This is a genomic window from Pontibacter diazotrophicus (assembly GCF_003367245.1).
In the GTDB taxonomy this organism is placed as follows: Bacteria; Bacteroidota; Bacteroidia; order Cytophagales; family Hymenobacteraceae; genus Pontibacter; species Pontibacter diazotrophicus.
The window spans coordinates 60,519-80,419 of sequence record NZ_QRGR01000001.1 but is presented as its reverse complement, the minus strand read 5'-3'; the positions used below and the strand labels follow the sequence as shown (position 1 = coordinate 80,419).

Below are 19,901 nucleotides of genomic sequence, written 5' to 3'. Positions count from 1 at the left end.
TTTATAACAATATATTATTTTATCTTTATATTGTCTGTTAATAACAGCCTCTACTGCCGTGTTACCAAACAGAAAACAAACAACCAGGCTTCTCCTATCCCTCATCTTAGTCTTTGTTGCTCTACAAGGCTTTAGCCAGTCAAAAGGGTTCATTCAGGATAAAAGCACTTACCGAGGGGGATTCATACACTTCGACCACCGCAAACCCGGGGAAGTAAAATTCAGCTACATGAGAGGGGGCACCCCCCGCACCTATTCTGTGGATGAACTCACAGGGTTTGGCTTCCAAGACAGCACCACGTTTGCCCCCAAAACAGTACAACTGGAAGGTAAGCCCCAGCGCCTGTTTGTTGAAATTATCGGTGATAGTACTTTCTTTTACCTTCAGCGAGACAAGGCCTTCTTTAAAACTACGAAAACAGTTGAACAGATAAACAAAAAAGACCTGCTTCCCTACCTTCAGTCACTTACAAGCGCCTCAGCTAAATGGAATTCTGATCTGCATTTGTTCAGGCTAAAGCGCAACTCGCTCCGATATTTTGCAGGTAACAACGCGGCAGGCAAAACACCCACCGTCCTGTTTGTCAGTGGTGGCTTGTTCACAAGCTTCAATCGCTCTACCCTGTCCACTGAAATCACCTTATTGAACAAAGGACAGTCTGGTCCGGTAGCTGCTACATCAGCAAACATCAGTGCTGGTATTTTTGCGGACTTACCTATTTGGCCGGTGAACAACCTGTCGCTGCACGCGCAGGGTAACTACGGCAAAATGAGGTTCAACGAAACCAGGACCTTTCCAGATACACGCTATGACTTCAAGGTAGACCTGGACTTCGCCCGGCTTTCTTTGATGCCACAGTATACCCTCAGCTTCTCAAAGTTACGCTTGTTTGCACAGGCAGGCCCCAGTGTTTTGTGCTTTTTGAAAACTGACAGCCAGGCATTGGAGACAATAACGGAGGGAGATAATATCTGGCCTGCCCTGGTCAAGGGTGTGCCTGTAAGCAAAGGTTTTATGTTCGGTTTAGAGGCTGGGGCAGGCATTGGTTTCTTTTACCTCCCAAAGCACTACTTCTCATTGAGTATAAGCCAGGCCAACTCTTTTGGCAAGCATTTCAATATCAGCAACCAGTCTGTTACAGTTAGCACGAACTTATGAAAACCAGCTTTTCCCGCTATGCTCTGTACCTGCTCTTCTTTTGCCTGTGCTGCTGTGCAAAGGAAGAGGAGTTCCCAAAGGGGCTTAAATACCCATACCTCGAAATACAGCAAGCCACTGCCGACGACACAGGCATAAAAGTGTCCGCAAGCGTTAAAATTCAAGGCACAGCCAATGTCAAGGAGTATGGGTTTATGTATCATCTTATTTCCGAAAAAAAGCAAAACGAGAAGAGGGTACAGGTTACTTTAACCAACAAGAAACTGGAGTCCGTTCTGAGCGAAGGTCTGGTTGCAAGAGGCAACTTCCAGATAAGGGCCTACGCCATTGTGGATGACAAAACAGTGTACAGCCCTCCCGTGAGCGCGGTCAGCCTTATTTCAAGCCGGCCTGCTATTATGGACTTTTCTCCCAAGGAGGGACCCGCTTTTACTGAAATTACGATAACAGGCTCCAGTTTCACAACCGACCCTTATCGGATCGAAGTTTATATTGGCCCCATAAGGCTTCAGGTTATGGCAGCAGATTTCGATAAAGTTGTGGCCAGGGTTCCTGATGGTAAACACTTTGGCTCTTATCCAATACGGGTGGTTTTCAATGGCCAGGAAGGTGAGTCCGAAGAATCATTTAAGGTGTGGGGACCGGAGCTGGTCAGCATGTCGAGGTATGAAGGAATTCCCGGAGACACTGTTACACTATTTGGGAAGCACTTTAGTGGCGGCAGGTGGGGGCCTTATGCACGGCTCAACGGGCTTGACTTTAAGGTGCTCTCCAGCACTGATACAAAACTGAAGATGGAGGTGCCTTTTGGGAAGCCGGAACAGTTCGACACCCCTTACCCCGTGTCTTTAACCGCTGGTGAAAAAAGCGCTGCCTCTCCTTTCACCTTTACCATACATTCTAATTTTGGCGCCGCAACGGCTACAAGCCCGAACATGCAGTATGACTATGTTGCTTCCTTTGAAGCAGATGGCAAAGGATACTTTTTTGACTTCAACCGGGTGGTAAGCTACTCCACCACTACCGGCCAGTGGCGTGAGGAAAGTCAGTTTCCGGGAGTACCCCGCAACTTTCCTATATGGAGGCGCATTGGGGACAAAGGCTATTTGATTGGTGGCATGGATGGGAACCGCTATTATGGCGATGTGTGGGAGTATGACTTCAGAACCGCAACCTGGCTGAAAAAACAGAGTCCTTCTTTTTCTATGTATTATGTAGCCAGCTTTGTGCTGGATGGTAAAATATATTTTGCCGGAGGCACAAACAGCCGGAGCAGCTATACACTTTGGCAATATAACCCTCAAACAGAGCAGTTCACGGAACTTAACAGAGTGCCGGGTTACGTTTCATATGGCAGAGCGTTTACACGAAATGGTAAAGCCTTTCTGTTAATACAGGGGAACGTGATGGTCTATAACCAGGCCGCCGACTCATGGGAAGTAGATAGCCCGTTCAGCGCAACCGACAGCTACGCACTTACAATAGGCGATTCTGAAGTTTACTTGCTGCCTCTAAAGGAGAAAGCGGTGCTGTACCATTACCAGGCTTCTACTAAAACATGGGAGAAGGCGGCGTTTTACCCAGGCTGCACCACAGATTACTATTATACTTTGAGATTTTCAGGGTTTGCCACAAGCAATGCTTTGTATGTGGGCGCATTTTCTTCAAACTCAACCAGCAGTTGCTATAACAGGCTGTACCCTTTTGAACCTTAATTAAAACTCTCCAAACGGAATATCCCGCATGCATTTAAAGTGACCTTTGGGACATTTGCTGTAGCCTATTTTGGAGCAGGGACGACAGCTGAGGCCATGCACCTCCAGCACTTTATAACTTGTACGGAACGGGTACATGCCAAACTCTGGAATGGTATTGCCCCAAATACTGATGATGTCTTTCTGGAAAGCTGCCGCAATATGCATTAAACCAGTATCATGGCTGACCACCTTCTCTGCCTGCCGCACCAGCGAAGCGGATCCGCTCAGGTTATACTTGCCACATGCGTTGTAGATCGTCGTTTGTTGTGCGTTGTTCACTGGTCGGGTTTTGAAATAGGCCACAATTTCTTCTCCGGTGGCGGCGTCTTCCTTTCCACCCAAAAGAACAACAGGTTGCTGCAGGCGCTCACACAGCTCTATGATGCGTTCGGTGGGCAGGCGCTTGGTATAGTGCTGTGCCCCAATGGCAAATGCCACATAGCCCTGCCGGAAAGATGCTGGCAATGCTTGCAGGTCTACCTCGTCTTTGGCTGGTATAAAGTAGTCCAGGCCTTTGCCATCATCTTTCACACCTAAAGCGGCAGCGGCATCTAAATAACGCTGCACAATATGTATGTCGGGAAGGCGGTTGCGCTTAAAGTTCACCATAAGCCACTTTTCATAATTGAGCTTATTAAAGCTTTTGCCTGGCTTTCCCAATCGTGCCCGAATAATGCGCGTGCGCAGGTTGTTATGCAAATCCACTACATAATCAAAATTTTCTGCCTTCAGCTGTCGCACCAGCTCTTTCAGGCTGCCACCCAGCAGGTGCATTTTGTCAATGTATGGGTTGTTCTCCAAAATGCTTTTGAACCCCTGCTTTGTGCAGTAATGCACTTCCGCATCGGGCACCTGCTGCTTAATGCAGCGCACCACTGGCGTCGTCAGCACAATATCGCCGATAGAGGAAAAACGTAGTATGAGGATTTTAGGCATCTTATTTAAAACGCGTCCAGCCGCAAACTTTCAATTTGTAGCAATATCTGATGCAATCTTTCTGCTTGCGTATCATTTTTTATAAACTCAGGCTTTGCAAGTAGAAAAACCTGTCTCGTTTGTGCTCCAGATTAATACCTATAGCAGCAAAAATTGCACAGTATTTCCCTACTTTATCTTCTCCTTCCGCTCCCTGAAATACTGCTCCACCTCTTCGGCAGACTTTGTATTGAAGGTCATCTCTTTTGTAAGGCCTCCTTTTCTGCCAACCAGCACGCCATAGCGCATATCGTCGTAACCGCTGGTGTGGTGGGCATCCGGGTTGATACTGAGCATCACGCCTTTCTCTATCGCATACTGTACCCAGCGCCAGTCTATGTCCAGGCGCCAGGGGTTTGAGTTGATCTCGATGATGACATTATTGGCAGCACAGGCATCTATCACCATTTTATGGTTAATCGGGTATCCTTCGCGGCGCAACAGCAGGCGGCCTGTTGGGTGGCCCAGCATGGTGGTGTAGGGATTTTCGATGGCGGTGATGAGGCGCGTGGTGGCTTTCTTCTCATCCATGTTCAGGCTGCTGTGGATAGAGGCTACAATGAAGTCAAATGTCTTTAAGATGTCTTCGCTGTAGTCCAGGGATCCATCACCCAGAATATCTGACTCTATGCCTTTGAAGATTTTGAACGGGGCTAGTTTCTTATTCAGCTCATCTACTTCCTTTTGCTGGCGCAGCACGTCTCCCTCCCGCAGGCCACCGGCATACGAGGCTGTTTTGGAGTGGTCGGAGATGCCCAGATAGCCGTAGCCCATGTCGCGGCAGAAGGTAGCCATTTGCTCTAAAGTGTGGGCGCCATCGGAGTAGGTGCTGTGGTTGTGCAAGCTACCTTTCAGGTCTGATAACTCCAGCAGTTTCGGCAGCTTGTTCTCCATGGCCAGCTGCAGTTCATTTGTGCCTTCGCGCAGTTCCGGCAACACATAGGCCATACCCGCTGCAGCATAGATGTCCTCCTCAGTGGCGTGGTTCTCCTGCCGTACGACAGCCATCATACACTTGCCAGCTGCGAAAATCTGTGTCAGGTGCGCTGCGGAAGCAGAGCGCGTCAGCAGCTCGTTGGCAAAGCTTGCCTCCGGTACAAGAAAAACTTCTGTGCTCAGGCCACTCACCGTATGCTGCCCGCGCCACACCAGTGGTCCGGAAGCTTTCTCGTCCTGCTCCAACACCTGTAGTTTGTTGAGCGCATCTGTTGCCTCGGCAGAGGCATCTGTTGCCACCACCAGCTGCAGGTGCTCCACTATCTCCATGCGTCGGCGCACATCACCTGCAAAACTTACCTGCGCTTCTGGAAAAACCTCCTGTATACTTTCCAGCAGTTCCTGGGCAGCAGACTCGGCTTCGGCATATAACAGCTTGCCACGGTTTTGCTGCGTGAAGAGCAGTGCCTGCCTGATGTTTTCCTGTGTTTTGGCACCAAAGCCCTTTAGCTTGCTTACTTTGTCCTGTTCGCATGCCTCCAGCAACTCTTCTACGGTTTCAGCACCAAGCTCTTTCCAGAGATTGCGCACTTTTTTCGGGCCAATGCCTTTAATACGCAGCATCTCCACCACACCGGGTGGTGTGGCTGCCAGCATCTGGTCCAGCTCTTCAAAAGAACCTGTGGTGTTTATTTCTACAATCTTAGCGGCAATGCCTTTGCCTACCCCGCCGATTTCCTCCAACTGTGACTGGCTCATGCCAGCCAGAGGTGCCTCTACCAACTCCAGTGCTCCCACCGCATTCGCGTAAGAGCGAATCTTAAAGGGGTTCTCATCGTGTAGCTCCAGCAGCTCAGCCGACAGCTTAAACAGTTTTATGATATTCTTATTTTCCAAAGCTCCGTTTTGTATACTTACAAAGATAGAAAATGCCGCTGAACCTTGCCTGCCATATCCCTTTTATTCACCCGCGGCCTCCATACCTTTGGTTTGTGGTAATGGTAACACAGCGCGCTTTTAAATTAGCAGGCTTCTATATAAAAGAAGAAATGCCTAAATTGCCCTATAAACTTTCACTGAAGTATGAAAAACGCATCATTGCTCTGCCTGCTGTGCCTTGTGCTGGTAGCTGTTACCTGCAAAAAGAGCGACAAGCTAGCGGCAGCGCTGATAGATAGAACCTGGCTGCATTCTTTTGAAGAAGACTCCGGCGATACGCTCGTTTACCGCCCGAATACCTACGAATTTCCGCCATCCCGCGGCCGCACCGGCTTCACACTGGAGTCTGGCGGCGTGATTAAGCGCTACGAAATCGCTCCTACTGACGGGCTGGAGGAAAAGCTAGGGGAATGGGAGAAGAAAGGCAGACGCAGTGTGCAGATCCGGATGAGCCCTGACAGCAGTCCGCCGCAGCATTACGAGGTGCAGATTATCTCGCTTGAAGATGACGTGCTGAAAATAAGAAGACAGCCTATACCTGGAAATGAGTAATCGCATGCATGGATATAAAGGTGTCTTTCAACATATCAGCAACCTGAAAAAAAATTGAACAACCTTAACTGCTCCAATGTACACCAAGCTCTCACTAAAAGTCAGGATAGCAATTATAGCAGCCCTAACGGTTCTGCTTATTTTAACCATGGCATTGACCAATATTGAGAACCTGCTGGGAGGTTTGATCGGAGGCGTAATAATTGGGCTGTTAATCTCTGAGTATGGTATGTACCTGCAGCGTCGTAGAGCAGAATAATATTTCCATCCGTTCCTCCTGTTTCCGAAAATCAATAATTTACCTATATAAATACCAATGCAACACTGGCTTGTAAAATCAGAACCTGAAAAATATGCCTGGGCCGATTTAGTAAAAGACGGCCGCACGATGTGGGATGGCGTGCGCAACTACCAGGCGCGCAACAACATGCAGCAGATGCAACCCGGCGACTTAGTATTATACTACCACAGCGTATCAGAAAAGGCTATAGTAGGTATTGCCAAAGTAGAGAAAGCCGCTTACCCGGACCCAACTACAGACGACGACAAGTGGGTAGTAGTGGATTTGGCGCCCTTCCGCGATTTTAAAGACCCCGTAACACTGGAGCAGATAAAAAAAGACAAGCGATTGGAGAATATCGCCCTCCTGCGCCAATCGCGCTTGTCGGTTATGCCACTTACCGCCGAAGAATTTGATGTGCTGCTTGCGCTGGGCAATTAAACCGGCTTTTTTCAGAAATCGGCCAGCCATAACAACGAACAGCAGCTAAATTCAGTACAATGAATTAGCTGCTGTTTTATATTTACCCGTACCTGATAGCATTAACACCCTGTTATTTATGGTTCTTTTTCGTTACCTGCTCACCTGCATTTTCATACTTCTGCTGTTCCCTGTGCTCGCCCAGGGGCCAGCGCAACCTGTGCGTGTCGAGTTGCCATTCGACCTGGAGACAACCGATGTGGAAGTAATTGCCCTCCCTGACAGCAGTTTGCTCGTGTACTACACCACCGGCAACCTCTGGAAAACAGAGGCTACCTTTAACTTTACGAAGTTTAATCACCAGCTCGAGCAACTATGGTCTGATACCGTTAACATGCCTGCCGATAGCTACTATATCCGGCACTATACAGAAGCACCCTATACCTATCTTGTTTTTGGGCAGGATGACCTACAGGAGTACACGTTTGTGAAGCTAAACCACAGCACAGGGCAACTGCAGCAAAAACATTATGAGCTGGAGCCGATTGATGCAATATATGAGTACAATGTGCTTGACGACAATTACTTTGTTATCGGCCGAAACAAAAAAGACCAGAAGCCAGTGCTCCTGCACCTGAATACCCGCACAAACGAGATACAGCTGCTGCCATCGGTATATGGGGAGGAGTCCACTTTTTCTGATCTTTTAGCAGACCCCGATCATGGCCGCGTAGATGCCGTATTGTCAGAATCTAACGGGCGTATATCCCGGCTGCAGGTAAAAAGCTTTGATGCCCGTGGCAAACTACTCAGGAGCCACTTTATTCTGCAACAGGAAGATAAAAGCCTGCTAAACGCAGAAATTACCCCTGGCGACAGCACCCAAAAGATGCTCTTTGGCACATATGGCACCCGCGATCTACGCTATAACCAAGGCTTTTTCACAACACCGATCACCACTACCGTTGTGGATGAGGAAGGCAGGTTTTACAGCATGCTGCAGCTAAAGAACTTCTTTAAATACCTCAAGCCCCGCCAGGAGGAGCGCACCCGCCGCAGGGAGGCAGCCCGTCTGAAATCGGGCAAGAGCCCCCGGTACCGGTACCGCCTGCTGCTTCACGACCTCATTGACACTCCAAACGGATACATATTGGCAGCAGAGGTATACTACCCGCAGTACCGCAGTTCTAACACCAACTGGGGCATTGACCGCAGCTTTTCCATAGGGCGCCAGGAAGAAGGGTACAAACGCACGCACGCTGTAGCGCTGGGCTTCGATAAACAAGGCAGGCTGCTTTGGGATAATGCCTTCCCGCTTAAGGACGTAGTCAGCTATGATCTGGTGTACACTGTTGAAGTAGGTCGCTTACCGGATGGCCGGGTGGTGATGGCCTACCCAAGAGAAGAGCAAATTATTTACCACGTAATGGACCACAACAAGTTCGACGAAGAGGAAACCGAACTGGACATACTCACTTACGAGGAAGATGAAAAAATACAGGACACTATTGAGCCAGGTATTATACGCTGGTACGGCAACAGTTTTGCTGCATTTGGCTTCCAGCGCATAAAGCCTAAGTCCAAAAGCTCCCGCACCGTCTTCTATATCAACAGGATTGACTTTTGACAGATTTAATTGCCTGATGACTGTATTTTCAAATTGTTGAATTCAAAGAGGCTTTCACAATAGCTTCTGCCGCTTCGTACAAGCTCTTTTCAAGAGAAATATGTGCCAGTGGCATTAGCCTTTCAACAATGCAGCCATTTAACAATTAAACCATTTAACCTTCCAACATTTATTTCCCTATCTTAATCAGACACGCTATATTTGCAGTCAATACTTCCGGCTATGCAGAAAAGACTCATCGTAAACCACCAACTGCTCGATATAATGGTGCTGCGCCTTTGCCACCAGCTCATCGAGAACCACGGCGACTTTTCTGATTCTGTTATACTGGGTCTGCAGCCACGCGGCAGGTTTGTAGCGCAACGCATCCAGCATACCCTGGCTTCCATACTGGGCAGGCAAGTACCAACCGGCTACCTCGACACCACATTTCACCGCGATGATTTTCGCCGCCGTGAAACACCGCTTACCGCCAACGCCACCAAAGTTGATTTCCTGATTGAAGGCAAAAATGTGATTCTGGTGGATGATGTGCTGTATACCGGCCGCTCTGTACGGGCTGCGCTGGATGCGATGATAGCCTACGGCCGCCCTGCCAATGTGGAACTGCTGGTGCTGATTGACCGCCTTTACTCGCGCCACCTGCCTATACAACCAACCTATGTGGGTCGCCACGTAAACTCGTTGCAAAGCCAAAGGGTGCTGGTAGAGTGGAAAGAACAGCAGGCCCCGGAAGATAATATATGGCTCATTACCAAAAACGAAGAATAAACTCTCCCCATGCAAGAGCTCAGCGTCCGGCACCTTTTAGGCATCAAAGACATTACCCCGCAAGACATCCAGCTCATTTTTGAGACCGCGGATAATTTTAAAGATGTGCTGAACAGGCCGATCAAGAAAGTCCCTTCGCTGCGCGATATTACCATTGCCAACGTTTTCTTCGAGAACTCCACGCGCACCCGCCTCTCCTTCGAGCTAGCCGAAAAAAGGCTTTCTGCCGATGTCATCAACTTCAGCAGCAGCAGCAGCTCCGTAAAGAAAGGCGAAACCCTGCTGGATACGGTGAATAACATCCTGGCCATGAAAGTGGATATGATTGTGATGCGCCACTCCAGCCCGGGCGCCCCTCACTTTCTGAGCAACCACATCAAAGCCAATATAGTGAACGCCGGCGACGGCACCCACGAGCACCCGACGCAAGCACTGTTAGACTCCTTCTCCATTAGAGAAAGGCTTGGCGATGTAGCGGGTAAGAAAGTCGTAATTATCGGGGATATCCTGCACTCACGGGTGGCCCTGTCCAATATCTTCGCGCTTCAGAAGCTGGGAGCCGAGGTAATGGTGTGCGGCCCTACCACACTGCTGCCAAAGCACATCAGGCAACTGGGCGTAAAAGTGGAGCTGGATGTACGGAAGGCCCTGGCATGGTGCGATGTAGCAAATGTGCTGCGCATACAGTTAGAGCGCCAGCAGATGAAGTACTTCCCGTCGCTACGCGAGTATACCCTGTACTATGGCATCGACAAAAAGATGCTCGACAGCCTCGACAAAGAAATCACGCTCATGCACCCCGGCCCGATTAACCGAGGTGTGGAATTGAGCAGCGATGCAGCAGACTCTCACCACTCCATTATCCTGAACCAGGTAGAGAATGGTGTGGCTATTCGTATGGCTGTGCTGTTCCTGCTGGCTCAAAAGCAGTAGCATATTTCAAAACTTATTTCTCCTGATACAAAGAGGCCTGTTCCGGATAGCGGAGCAGGCCTCTTTTGTGTCATTAAATTTGAATGCTGCATTTTATTGCACCTTCCCTGCGGCTGTTTCTCTCAAACAAAAACCTACTGCAAACAAAAAGGCCGCAGGAAAACCTGCGGCCTTTTTGTCAAATAATTTGTGCTTAATGCATTTCTAATCGAGGTCGAGTTGCATGTCAGGTGTGTTCATTTCAAAACCTACCCTTCTGTTTTGTGCTCGCTGAGATTCAGTTCTGCGACGTGGCAGACGCTCATTCACCTCAACCAAAGGTTGGGACTCGCCATAACCTCTCGTTACTAAACGGTCTGGGTTCTGAACACCTTGCTCGATTAAGTACTCTTTCACGGCTTCCGCTCTCTGCTCAGACAGCGCCTGGTTGTACTCTTCAGAACCAATATAGTCAGCATGTCCTTTAATCAGGAGTACGTGGTCAGGGTAGTTTGTCAGTGCTACTGTAATGCTATCCAGTAATTGCTTGTAGCTTTCCTGAACACGGGCACGGTCAAACTCAAAACGAACCTTCTCTTCCATCAGTCGCTGAGTTGCTTCATCAAGCTCAGGGCATCCGTTTGCTGTGCCTGGGCCTGCAGAGTTAGGGCAAGCATCCTGGTAATCCGGAACACCGTCACCGTCAGCGTCTAGCGGGCAACCATCAGGACCTACCTGTACGCCAGCTGGTGTGTCAGGGCATTGGTCATTCGGGTCAGCTACGCCGTCACCGTCAGTATCAGGGCAACCTTGCATGGCAGCAGTACCAGGCTGGTCAGGGCACTGATCATCTCTGTCAGCCACACCATCACCGTCACGGTCAGGGCAACCTTGTGTTGCAGCTGTACCGGCTTCTGTAGGGCACTGATCCTGGTAATCCGGCACACCGTCAGCGTCAGCGTCTAATGGGCAACCATTTCTATCAACTTCCACACCTGCTGGTGTGTCAGGGCACTGGTCTCTTCTGTCTGGCACACCATCACCGTCAGCATCCGCGGCTCTGCCTAAGTTAAAGCCAAGGCCCACATTGTGCATAAAGAAGCGGTCATTGTTGCCGCCAAACTGGCCATCAAACTTATCCTGACCAGTAATCATGTAATTTGTTTCAATGAAAGCACTTACGGCATCAGAAAAACGGAAACGAATACCGGCACCACCTTTTGCAGCGGATGTGATGAACTTATCATCTTCTTGTCTCATTCCGTCAGCATACGCATCTGTTTTTACCCAGGCTCCACCACCGGCTATTTGCAGGTATGGTCCTATAAAGGCATCTTCTTTTAAAAGGCTACCATACAGTTTCAGGCGCAGGGCCAGCATAGCAGTACCTAACTGAGCATCGAACTGATTCTGATCCGAAATGTAAGACTCAGCACTACCATAAGTCAGGTGCAAACCTGCGTCTATACCAGATGTAATATAACGGTTCAGGTTTAATCCCCCGCCCCATTCGAGCCTGTTACTTTCGAAGAACTGATTTTCCAGTTCGCCATTGTACTGCAGGGCACTTCCGTATATCTGGAGGTTAGTTCTCTGATCAGAGCTTTGGGCAAACAACCCGTTACTTGCTAACAGCAAGAATACGAGCGCCATAGCTAATTTACTAAGTTGTGTAAGTTGTGTTTGCATGATTTTACAAAGTATATTTTGATATGACAATACGTGCATGTTTGGGAAGGAGTTTCTGTTATACCCAAAAAAGAGTCCGGCACCAGGAAACTGGGAGGTTTTCGTTGCACGCAATTTTAGAAGGAGGAAAAATTTATCCATAGGCTTTAAATAAAATTAAACATTTACACTACCTTGAATACCACCGCAGTTACGTAAAGCCGCACACATATTACCGCTAGTGCATTCCTCTACTTCAACTGATACAGTAGTACAAGGTTGTTCCAGAAAAAATATTTTGATGCAAGGGCATTAATTTAAGAGTAAGTACAGTAAAACCGGTTGTCAGCACATGCCCCGAAGTTTTTTATATTTCACTCTTTTACAATAGAACAGACTTATTTCTGCATCAGGCGTTCAATATCGTCTGCTTCAATAGGGATAGCCTGCATCAGATCACGCGGCCCGTTCTTCGTGATAAGAATATCGTTCTCCAGCCGGATACCTATCCCCTCTTCCCGAATGTAGATGCCCGGTTCGCAGGTAAACACCATGCCTGCCTCAAATGGTCTGAACTTATTGCCGACATCATGCACATCCAGCCCCAGGTGGTGTGAGGTGCCATGCATAAAATACTTCTTGTACATAGGTTTGGCAGGATCCTGATTCCTAACATCGTTCTCGTTCAGCAGCCCCAACCTGATAAGCTCATTTTCCATCACGATACCGACAAATTTGTGGTATTGGTCCAGGGTATTGCCCGGCACCAGCATCTGTGTGGCAGCCTTCATTACCGTGAGCACCGAGTGATAGACATCGCGCTGACGCGCTGTGAACTTGCCGTTTACCGGCACCGTGCGCGTCAGGTCTGCGGCATAATTGGCATATTCTGCCCCAAAATCCATCAGCACCAGTTCCCCGTCTTCGCATTCCTGGTTATTATCTACATAGTGCAGAACGCAGGCATTGCCGCCGGAAGCAATAATGGGTTGATAAGCTGGCCCTTTAGAACGGTTGCGCAGAAACTCATGATAAAGCTCTGCCTCAACCTCATACTCCTTTACGCCGGGTTTTATAAACCCAAGCAGACGACGGAAGCCCTTCTCCGTTATATCGCAGGCCTGCTGAATCAGCGCCACCTCCTGCTCCGATTTTATAGCACGCAACTGGTGCATGATGCGCGCGCTACGCTCATACCTGTGCAAGGGGTAGTGCTGCTGGCACCACTTTATAAAGCGGGCATCGCGGGTCTCCACCTCTATTACGGCACGCAGATGCTCGTTTGTGTTCAGGTAAATATGCTCCGCCTCAAAAAGCTGGGTTTTCAGTATCTGCTCAAACTCATGCGTCCATAGCACAGTGCCAATACCAGACACCTCCCGGGCCTGCTGCTTCGATAGCTTATACCCTTCCCATGTGAGGATGTGGTCGTTTGTTTCGCGCACAAAAAGCACCTCTTTCATGCGCTCGTCTTTCGCATCCGGGAAAAGCATCAGGATACTTTCCTCCTGATCTACACCGCTTAGGTAAAAAAGGTCACTGCTTTGCCGGAAGGGCATGGTGGCGTCTGCGTTAGCAGGCATCACGTCATTGGAATGGAAGATAGCAACGGAGGATGGTTTAAGTTGCTTTATAAAGTGGCGGCGGTTTTGCACAAACAGCTCCTGCCCAATTGGGTGGTATTTCATAGTTTGTAGATTATTGTTCGGCCCATAAAGCTACTAAATTTTACAGAGATGGCAACTGAGGCTCCTTCTGCTCCGGCTATTACGGCACTCATATGAGCAGGGCCCGGACTAAAAATTATTTTTTAAGGAGGTACAAGCCAGCACATTTGGAAGTTGTCACAAACTTTGTTTACCTTTAGCACAACACTTTAGGGGTGTCCTGTCGCCAAACAGAAAGGCAGGACTGAGAAATACCCTCTGAACCTGATACAGTTAGCACTGACGAAGGGAAAAGTCATGACGAGAAACACACCTGTCCTCCTACTTCTTCTTGATTCCGCTCGGCCGGTAAGCGCCGGTGCTACCTGCATCCCAAACCGGGCAACCAATGACTATTTTCTTAAACAACCAAGCTAAGGAGCTCTCTGAGCCTTCCTCCGTATCCGCTTTGCTTCAGCTTTTAGCTTTGGAGCACATGCGTGGCATTGCCGTGGCCATCAACGACCAGGTAGTGCCCCGCAGCAACTGGGACTCTTATCAGTTGCAGGAAAACGACCGGCTCACCCTCATCCGCGCCACTCAGGGCGGATAACACTCCTTTCCCATCTACAGAAAACTATCAGGAAGAAAAATATGAGACAAGACAAAACACCTACGGCCAGCACGATTACGCGCACGCCTTTCCCGTCATCCCGCAAAGTATACGTGCCGGGCCAGCTCTATAATATACGTGTCGCCATGCGCGAAATTTCCCTGGAGGATACCGTGCACAAGTTTCTGGGTGTGGAAGAGCGCCAGCAAAACCCTGCGGTAACAGTGTATGACACCAGCGGCCCCTATACCGACGAGGATGTCACGATTGACGTGCGCCAGGGCCTGGGCCGCCTCCGCGAAGAATGGATACTGAACCGCGGGGATGTGGAACAATTGCCGGGCATTACATCGGAGTATGGGCAGGAGCGTCTGAACGACGCAACTCTGGACGAGCTGCGCTTTAGGTACCTGAGCAAACCATACCGTGCCAAAGCAGGGCAAAATGTCACGCAGTTGCACTACGCCCGCAAAGGCATTATTACTCCGGAGATGGAATACATCGCCATCCGCGAAAATCAGCGGCTAGCAGAGTTAGAAGGCATCGGGCATCAACACGAAGGCAACAGCTTTGGCGCGAACACACCAAAAGGCTTTATTACGCCGGAGTTCGTTCGCCAGGAAGTAGCCGCTGGCCGTGCGGTTATACCTTCCAACATCAATCACCCGGAAAGCGAACCCATGATTATAGGGCGTAACTTCCTGGTGAAAATAAACGCCAACATCGGCAATTCTGCGGTTACCTCCAGTATAGAGGAGGAAGTGGAAAAAGCTGTGTGGGCCTGCCGCTGGGGTGCTGACACCATTATGGATCTTTCCACGGGCAAGAATATCCACGAAACCCGCGAGTGGATTATCCGCAATTCTCCTGTTCCGATTGGCACCGTGCCGATTTATCAGGCGCTGGAGAAAGTGAATGGCAAAGCTGAAGACCTGACTTGGGAGATTTTCCGTGACACGCTTATTGAGCAGGCCGAACAGGGAGTGGATTACTTTACCATACATGCCGGTGTGCTGCTGCGTTACGTACCGCTTACAGCAAACCGCCTGACAGGCATCGTTTCAAGAGGCGGCTCCATTATGGCGAAGTGGTGCCTGGCACATCACCAGGAAAGCTTCCTGTACACGCACTTTGAGGAAATCTGCGAAATCATGAAGGCGTACGATGTGGCTTTCTCCTTAGGAGATGGTTTGCGCCCCGGCTCTATTGCCGATGCCAACGACGCCGCCCAATTTGCAGAACTGGAAACGCTGGGCGAACTGACGAAGATTGCCTGGAAGCACGATGTGCAGGTAATCATTGAAGGGCCTGGACACATCCCCATGCACCTCATCAAAGAGAACATGGACAAGCAGCTGGAAGTATGCGGCGAAGCACCTTTTTATACCTTAGGCCCTCTCACCACCGATATTGCCCCCGGCTACGACCATATTACGTCTGCCATTGGCGCTGCTATGATTGGCTGGTACGGCACGGCCATGCTTTGCTATGTAACGCCAAAAGAGCACCTCGGGCTGCCAAACAAAAAAGACGTAAAGGACGGCGTGATTACCTATAAACTCGCCGCCCATGCCGCCGATTTAGCCAAAGGCCACCCGGGCGCGCAGTACCGCGACAACGCCCTGAGCAAAGCCCGCTTCGAGTTCCGCTGGCAGGATCAGTTCAACCTGTCGCTTGATCCTGATACAGCCCGCGAATACCATGACGAGACGCTGCCTGCCGAGGGTGCCAAAGTAGCACACTTCTGCTCCATGTGCGGCCCTCATTTCTGCTCCATGAAAATTACGCAGGAGGTACGGGAATATGCTAAGAAAAAGGGAGCATCTGAGGAAGAAGCACTGCAGCAGGGCATGCAGGAGCAGGCGGAGGTTTTCAAAGCGAAGGGGTCGGAGATATACTCGTAGGCAGACGCTCGCAGGAGCTGCGAGGTCTTTTAAAACGAAGAGCTAATGAAGATAAAGTGCTGGTGCGAGCTACAAGTTCGCACCAGCATCAGGCTCTGGCAGTCTATTTTCTCTGAAGCAGCTATAGCTTATCATCTTAAATTATGATTTCGAGACTACACTATATTACACAGGAAACAGCAGCATTTACCCATGCCATGGCCGCGGAGGCTGCCTGCATGGCTGGTGCTGACTGGGTGCAGCTGCGGGTAAAAACCCAACCCTATGAGGTTTGGAAAGAGCTGGCGCTGCAAACCAAATCCATCTGCCGGTGCTATGGCTGCACGTTCATCATCAACGACAATGTTGCGCTGGCCGCTGAAGTAGATGCCGATGGCGTGCACCTTGGCCAGCTGGACATGTCACCCCGGGAAGCGCGGGAGTTGCTGGGCTCGGAGAAGATAATTGGTTGCACGGCCAATACTTTTGCCGATGTGCAGCGGCTGGTGGAGCAGGGCGTGGATTATATAGGCCTCGGCCCCTATCGCTTTACCAGCACCAAAAGTAACCTCAGCCCCATTCTAGGCCTGGAGGGATACACCGATCTGTTGCAGCAGTGCCGCCAGGCAGGCATCAGCATTCCCATCATAGCCATTGGCGGTATCACAGCAGCAGATATGCCACTGCTGCTACAAACAGGTATACATGGCATTGCCGTTTCCTCGGCCATCACGCTGGCCCCGGATAGAGCCGCTGCTATGGCCGAATTCAATCAGCATTTCAGTTTATCAACAGAGAAACAGGTATGAAAAACTTAACCATAGCCGACAAAACCTTTACCTCCCGCCTCTTTACCGGCACCGGCAAATTCGGTTCGGGAAAGCAGATGGAGGAAGCACTGCTGGCCTCCGGCTCCGAGTTGGTAACCGTGGCCCTGAAGCGTATGAATGTGCAGCACGGGCAGGACGATATCCTCCCGCACCTGTCGCACCCGCAGTTTAACCTGCTGCCCAACACTTCTGGTGTTCGGAATGCCAAAGAGGCCGTATTTGCAGCACAGCTGGCCCGCGAGGCGCTAGAGACGAACTGGCTCAAGCTGGAAATCCACCCCGACCCGAAATACCTCCTCCCCGACCCTGTCGAGACACTAAAAGCTGCCGAAGAACTGGTAAAATTAGGTTTTGTGGTGATGCCTTACATCCACGCTGATCCGGTGCTGTGCAAGCGCCTCGAAGAAGTAGGTGTGGCTGTTGTCATGCCGTTGGGCTCCCCAATAGGGAGCAATAACGGTTTGCAGACCCGTGCTTTTCTGGAAATTATAATTCAGCAAAGCAAAGTGCCGGTGGTGGTAGATGCTGGTATAGGCGCGCCTTCGCATGCTGCAGAGGCAATGGAGATAGGAGCCGATGCAGTGCTCGTGAATACAGCCATTGCCGTGTCGCAAAACCCGGTCATGATGGCCAGGGCATTTAAAATGGCAGTAGAGGCCGGGCGAATGGCCTATGAGGCGAAACTGGCTCCAACTGGCCAAACAGCGCAGGCCAGCAGCCCACTCACGGCTTTTCTGGATGAGCTGTAAGTTGGTTGACTCTTTCGGACACCTACAATTCATTAGTAGATAGAGAAATAGCTCAAGTTGCGATTATTTTTTTGTAGCTGAAATGCCCCCCCTAACCCCTCCGAGGAGGGAAATCTTTTTTCTAGACTGAAATTCCCCTCTTGGGAGGGGTAGGGGTGGGTCTTCAACGGTAGCAAAACAGTGAAATGAGCACATCGCAACCTGAATTAATTAGCTCTATACCTACTGTCATTCTGAAAGAATTTTGTTAGCAAACTTTCATAACGCTTCATCAACTTGTTTACTGGCTTTCCTACAGAATCTTTTCAGAATGACAAAAGTGAGAAGGCAAGCACATTCTTTTTAAGCAGCATTTAAATAACCCTATGTCTTTCCAAGCTATATTTGAACAACAGAACTGGGACGAGGTAAAGCAAAGCATCTACGCTAAAACGGCAGTAGATGTAGCGCATGCACTGGCAAAGCCCATACGAACTTTAGAGGATTTCAAGGCGCTAATCTCACCTGCCGCTGCTCCTTACCTGGAACAGATGGCGGCGCTGAGCCAGCAGCTCACACAGAAGCGCTTTGGAAAAACGCTGCAGATGTATCTGCCCCTATACCTGTCCAACGAGTGCCAGAATATTTGCACCTACTGCGGCTTCAGCCTCGATAACCCCATGCCCCGCACCACCCTCACACCAGAGCAGATTCTGAAGGAGGTAGAGGTGATTAAAAGCTACGGTTACGACCATGTGCTGCTGGTAACTGGCGAAGCAAACAGAACAGTGGGCGTGGGATACTTCAAAGAAGCACTGCAGTTGCTGCGCCCCCACTTCTCCCACATCTCCATGGAAGTACAGCCGCTGGACCAAGAGGAGTATGAACAGCTTATTCCGCTGGGCTTGAACACCGTACTGGTCTACCAGGAAACGTATCACCAGGAGGATTATAAAAAGCATCACCCCAAGGGTAAAAAATCGAACTTCCAGTACCGTCTCGAAACGCCGGACAGGTTGGGTAAAGCAGGCATACATAAGGTTGGACTGGGTGTGCTGATTGGGCTTGAAGACTGGCGCACCGACAGCTTTTACACAGCATTGCACCTGCAGTACATGGAGCGCACCTACTGGCAAACCAAGTATAGCATCTCCTTCCCAAGGCTCCGCCCCTTCTCCGGTGGGCTCCCACCGAAAGTAGACATGAACGACAGGGAGCTGGTACAGTTAATTTGTGCCTACCGTATCTGGAACGAAGAGGTAGAACTGTCACTGTCAACGCGTGAGAGCCAGCATTTTCGCAACAATGTTATAAAATTAGGAATTACGTCTATTAGTGCGGGTTCCAAAACAGATCCGGGAGGCTATGCATCTGGCGTAAATGCGCTGGAACAGTTCGAGATAAGCGACGAACGAACTCCAGCTGAGATGGTGCAGATGATTCGTCACCAGGGCTACGACGCGATATGGAAAGACTGGGACAGCGGGTTGAGTTAGAGAAGAGAGTTTAGGAGTTAGAGGGTTAGAAAGTTAAGAAATTAGAGCGTTTTCAGATGCTCGCAGGAGCTGCGAGGTCTTTGTCGGGATTTATAAAGCGTTTAATAGATTCCTGAATGCCTCCACCGGCTCTGGCTGGTCCCAAATGGCGCCTAACACGGCGGCTCCTGCGAAACCAAGTTCCTGCACCTGCGGCAATTTATCTGACTTTATACCTCCTAAGGCAATTATAGGCAGCGTAGCCTTTGGCAAAGTTTCTTCCAACTCATCTAAGGTAAAGGCAGCTGGATAATCTTTTTTTGAGATACTATGGAAAATTGGGCTTAGAAAAGCGTAGTCGAAGTATGACCGAGGCTTTTGTATGTCTTCTAAAGTATGGAAGGACGTGGAAAAAGTGAGGTCAAGCTTAGCTGTTGTGGCTGCAGCGGCTCTGTTAGCTTCTCTGAAGTGCAGGCCCTTTACCGCAAACTCCTGCGCCAGCGCGTGGTGCGTGTGCAGCATCAGCCGGCTATGATACTGCTCCGGCAGCTGCTGTAGCCAGTTTCGCAGCTCATTAATACCTGCCTCCGGCTTGCGCAGGTGCAGCGTCTGCAAGCCTAACTCAAAAAGTCTGAAACAGATCTCATGCTCCCGCTCAACCCGCTCCGGTGATGTAATCACAATCAGTTGCATCAAAAATGATTCATAACTTATACATCACCACATTTTA

At 49.7% G+C, this 19,901-nt stretch carries 17 protein-coding genes and 1 riboswitch; of the genes, 12 read left to right on the top strand and 5 right to left on the bottom strand.

Features of this window, described 5'->3' with window-relative positions:
• Positions 1–58: 58 nt before the first annotated feature.
• The gene (locus tag DXT99_RS00320) at positions 59–1,159 is read left to right on the top strand and encodes a porin family protein (protein WP_147294146.1); all 1,101 of its coding nucleotides are present in this window, start codon (positions 59–61) and stop codon (positions 1,157–1,159) included.
• Complete coding sequence (locus DXT99_RS00315; RefSeq protein WP_115563518.1) at positions 1,156–2,874, top strand: IPT/TIG domain-containing protein; 1,719 nt, start codon at positions 1,156–1,158, stop codon at positions 2,872–2,874. Before DXT99_RS00320 ends, DXT99_RS00315 begins: the two co-directional genes overlap by 4 nt.
• Here the strand turns inward: DXT99_RS00315 and DXT99_RS00310 are convergent, their stop codons facing one another.
• Both DXT99_RS00310 and polX read right to left on the bottom strand, forming a co-directional pair.
• Positions 2,875–3,852 (bottom strand): glycosyltransferase family 9 protein, encoded by a 978-nt coding sequence (locus DXT99_RS00310; RefSeq protein ID WP_115563517.1) that lies wholly within the window; start codon positions 3,850–3,852, stop codon positions 2,875–2,877.
• Between the two features lie 168 nt (positions 3,853–4,020).
• Positions 4,021–5,724: a DNA polymerase/3'-5' exonuclease PolX gene (polX, locus tag DXT99_RS00305; protein ID WP_115563516.1), complete on the bottom strand. Its 1,704-nt coding sequence runs from the start codon at positions 5,722–5,724 to the stop codon at positions 4,021–4,023.
• 186 nt (positions 5,725–5,910) lie between these two features.
• On the opposite strand from polX, the gene DXT99_RS00300 reads away from it, so the two are divergent.
• The 5 genes from DXT99_RS00300 (at position 5,911) to DXT99_RS00275 (ending at position 10,349) form a co-directional block, all read left to right on the top strand.
• The gene (locus tag DXT99_RS00300; RefSeq protein WP_115563515.1) at positions 5,911–6,318 is read left to right on the top strand and encodes a hypothetical protein; all 408 of its coding nucleotides are present in this window, start codon (positions 5,911–5,913) and stop codon (positions 6,316–6,318) included.
• Positions 6,319–6,634: 316 nt separating this feature from the next.
• Positions 6,635–7,039, top strand: a complete 405-nt coding sequence (locus DXT99_RS00290; protein WP_115563513.1) for an EVE domain-containing protein — start codon at positions 6,635–6,637, stop codon at positions 7,037–7,039.
• A gap of 118 nt (positions 7,040–7,157) precedes the next feature.
• Positions 7,158–8,645, top strand: coding sequence for a hypothetical protein (locus DXT99_RS00285; protein WP_115563512.1), 1,488 nt, complete (start codon positions 7,158–7,160; stop codon positions 8,643–8,645).
• A 222-nt stretch (positions 8,646–8,867) separates the two neighbouring features.
• Positions 8,868–9,416: a bifunctional pyr operon transcriptional regulator/uracil phosphoribosyltransferase PyrR gene (gene pyrR, locus DXT99_RS00280; RefSeq protein ID WP_115563511.1), complete on the top strand. Its 549-nt coding sequence runs from the start codon at positions 8,868–8,870 to the stop codon at positions 9,414–9,416.
• A 9-nt stretch (positions 9,417–9,425) separates the two neighbouring features.
• Positions 9,426–10,349, top strand: coding sequence for an aspartate carbamoyltransferase catalytic subunit (locus DXT99_RS00275; protein WP_115563510.1), 924 nt, complete (start codon positions 9,426–9,428; stop codon positions 10,347–10,349).
• A 204-nt stretch (positions 10,350–10,553) separates the two neighbouring features.
• Here the strand turns inward: DXT99_RS00275 and DXT99_RS00270 are convergent, their stop codons facing one another.
• Together DXT99_RS00270 and DXT99_RS00265 are read right to left on the bottom strand one after the other, a co-directional pair.
• Positions 10,554–11,981, bottom strand: a complete 1,428-nt coding sequence (locus DXT99_RS00270) for an OmpA family protein (RefSeq protein ID WP_181884982.1) — start codon at positions 11,979–11,981, stop codon at positions 10,554–10,556.
• A gap of 413 nt (positions 11,982–12,394) precedes the next feature.
• Positions 12,395–13,684: an aminopeptidase P N-terminal domain-containing protein gene (locus DXT99_RS00265; protein ID WP_115563508.1), complete on the bottom strand. Its 1,290-nt coding sequence runs from the start codon at positions 13,682–13,684 to the stop codon at positions 12,395–12,397.
• Positions 13,685–13,864: 180 nt separating this feature from the next.
• Positions 13,865–13,971: riboswitch (TPP riboswitch) on the top strand.
• 80 nt (positions 13,972–14,051) lie between these two features.
• On the opposite strand from DXT99_RS00265, the gene thiS reads away from it, so the two are divergent.
• The 5 genes from thiS (at position 14,052) to thiH (ending at position 19,192) form a co-directional block, all read left to right on the top strand.
• Positions 14,052–14,255 (top strand): sulfur carrier protein ThiS, encoded by a 204-nt coding sequence (gene thiS / locus DXT99_RS00260; RefSeq protein WP_115563507.1) that lies wholly within the window; start codon positions 14,052–14,054, stop codon positions 14,253–14,255.
• 41 nt (positions 14,256–14,296) lie between these two features.
• Positions 14,297–16,159, top strand: coding sequence for a phosphomethylpyrimidine synthase ThiC (thiC, locus tag DXT99_RS00255; RefSeq protein ID WP_115563506.1), 1,863 nt, complete (start codon positions 14,297–14,299; stop codon positions 16,157–16,159).
• 143 nt (positions 16,160–16,302) lie between these two features.
• Positions 16,303–16,947 carry a thiamine phosphate synthase gene (locus tag DXT99_RS00250; protein WP_115563505.1) on the top strand — a complete coding sequence of 215 codons (645 nt, stop codon included), beginning with the start codon at positions 16,303–16,305 and terminating at the stop codon, positions 16,945–16,947.
• Positions 16,944–17,717: a thiazole synthase gene (locus DXT99_RS00245; protein WP_115563504.1), complete on the top strand. Its 774-nt coding sequence runs from the start codon at positions 16,944–16,946 to the stop codon at positions 17,715–17,717. Before DXT99_RS00250 ends, DXT99_RS00245 begins: the two co-directional genes overlap by 4 nt.
• Positions 17,718–18,082: 365 nt before the next feature.
• Positions 18,083–19,192: a 2-iminoacetate synthase ThiH gene (gene thiH, locus DXT99_RS00240; RefSeq protein WP_115563503.1), complete on the top strand. Its 1,110-nt coding sequence runs from the start codon at positions 18,083–18,085 to the stop codon at positions 19,190–19,192.
• Between the two features lie 90 nt (positions 19,193–19,282).
• Here the strand turns inward: thiH and DXT99_RS00235 are convergent, their stop codons facing one another.
• Positions 19,283–19,864 (bottom strand): thiamine phosphate synthase, encoded by a 582-nt coding sequence (locus DXT99_RS00235; protein ID WP_115563502.1) that lies wholly within the window; start codon positions 19,862–19,864, stop codon positions 19,283–19,285.
• Between the last annotated feature and the right edge of the window lie 37 nt (positions 19,865–19,901).

Bases quoted from the DNA above. Each gene is read 5' to 3' on its own strand.
- thiS (WP_115563507.1), top strand. From the start codon at position 14,052: ATGACTATTTTCTTAAACAACCAAGCTAAGGAGCTCTCTGAGCCTTCC.
- DXT99_RS00290 (WP_115563513.1), top strand. From the start codon at position 6,635: ATGCAACACTGGCTTGTAAAATCAGAACCTGAAAAATATGCCTGGGCC.
- DXT99_RS00275 (WP_115563510.1), top strand. From the start codon at position 9,426: ATGCAAGAGCTCAGCGTCCGGCACCTTTTAGGCATCAAAGACATTACC.
- DXT99_RS00300 (WP_115563515.1), top strand. From the start codon at position 5,911: ATGAAAAACGCATCATTGCTCTGCCTGCTGTGCCTTGTGCTGGTAGCT.
- thiC (WP_115563506.1), top strand. From the start codon at position 14,297: ATGAGACAAGACAAAACACCTACGGCCAGCACGATTACGCGCACGCCT.
- DXT99_RS00315 (WP_115563518.1), top strand. From the start codon at position 1,156: ATGAAAACCAGCTTTTCCCGCTATGCTCTGTACCTGCTCTTCTTTTGC.
- DXT99_RS00235 (WP_115563502.1), bottom strand. From the start codon at position 19,864: ATGCAACTGATTGTGATTACATCACCGGAGCGGGTTGAGCGGGAGCAT.
- DXT99_RS00265 (WP_115563508.1), bottom strand. From the start codon at position 13,684: ATGAAATACCACCCAATTGGGCAGGAGCTGTTTGTGCAAAACCGCCGC.
- DXT99_RS00270 (WP_181884982.1), bottom strand. From the start codon at position 11,981: ATGGCGCTCGTATTCTTGCTGTTAGCAAGTAACGGGTTGTTTGCCCAA.
- DXT99_RS00310 (WP_115563517.1), bottom strand. From the start codon at position 3,852: ATGCCTAAAATCCTCATACTACGTTTTTCCTCTATCGGCGATATTGTG.
- DXT99_RS00285 (WP_115563512.1), top strand. From the start codon at position 7,158: ATGGTTCTTTTTCGTTACCTGCTCACCTGCATTTTCATACTTCTGCTG.
- pyrR (WP_115563511.1), top strand. From the start codon at position 8,868: ATGCAGAAAAGACTCATCGTAAACCACCAACTGCTCGATATAATGGTG.
- thiH (WP_115563503.1), top strand. From the start codon at position 18,083: ATGTCTTTCCAAGCTATATTTGAACAACAGAACTGGGACGAGGTAAAG.
- DXT99_RS00250 (WP_115563505.1), top strand. From the start codon at position 16,303: ATGATTTCGAGACTACACTATATTACACAGGAAACAGCAGCATTTACC.
- DXT99_RS00245 (WP_115563504.1), top strand. From the start codon at position 16,944: ATGAAAAACTTAACCATAGCCGACAAAACCTTTACCTCCCGCCTCTTT.